A 929-nucleotide genomic window follows, 5' to 3' on the forward strand; every position below is an offset into this window, starting at 1 on the left:
TTGGCATCCGCACCATCAGGAAAAATAGCACTGTCGAAATCGCCTTTGCGCACGTTAACGTTATTTGCTGTGGCATCGAGGTTTCCGCCAGCATCGCTAACAGAAATGGTTATTGCATTGTCACCATCGCTCAAAGGGACTTCGGCTTGCCAAGTATCGTAGCCATTATCCGACAGAACGACGGCGGTACTATCTACGCCATTGTTAACGATCTTCAGCTCGTCAATGCTGCTAAAGTCGCTCGCCTTTCCTCTTACTATTAGCGTGTCGGCGGCAGTGAAGCTATGCCACGGCGGGAATGTTACCTCTACAACCGGGGCCTCAGTATCCGTTGCGGTGGTTACGCTAAATTCACGCACCGCATCGCCGAGGGTAAGAACCGCGTGTGCCTCAGCCAGCGAGGCTCTTGCGGAAATAACGTTAACCTGTAACGTTTGCCCTGCTTCAACTAAACCTGCATTAGATGTAAACGCGCCACCATCAATTGCGTATTGGCCGTTTTCAATCCCCACGGGTACACCGCCCGTTATTCCCGTAATAGTGACAACTTCAGAAAGTATTTCTGTACCCAGAGGCTGATCGATAACGCTGGTAAAACTAAACGCCTCTGGCGTTATATCTTGAGCCAGTGTGGTTACCGCGAAGGTCGCCTGCACATCACCTAGGCTCAGTACGGTATTTTGAGTGGTGCTGAAGGTGGCGGCGCTGGTGGTTTGTAGGGTGATTTCTTGGCCTTCGGTTACGGTGCCGGCTTCGGCGGTGTAGTCGCTACCATCAATTGAGTACTCGCCGCCGGTAATGCTTATGGCTATCGCATCGTTTATGCCGCTTACGGTTACGGTGTTGGAGCTAAGCGTGGCGTTAAGTGCTTGATCGCTTAGGGCATTAAAGGTGATTGCCTCGGGGCTAATATCTTGTGCAACGGTGCT

Annotated in this window: 1 pseudogene; it reads right to left on the minus strand. The window is 51.7% G+C overall.

The window, feature by feature from the left end:
- A pseudogene (locus tag IDZ20_RS04850) lies at positions 1–929 on the minus strand (hypothetical protein); the annotation flags it as partial.

It is taken from the genome of Teredinibacter waterburyi (genome assembly GCF_001922985.1).
Classification (GTDB): domain Bacteria; phylum Pseudomonadota; class Gammaproteobacteria; order Pseudomonadales; family Cellvibrionaceae; genus Teredinibacter; species Teredinibacter waterburyi.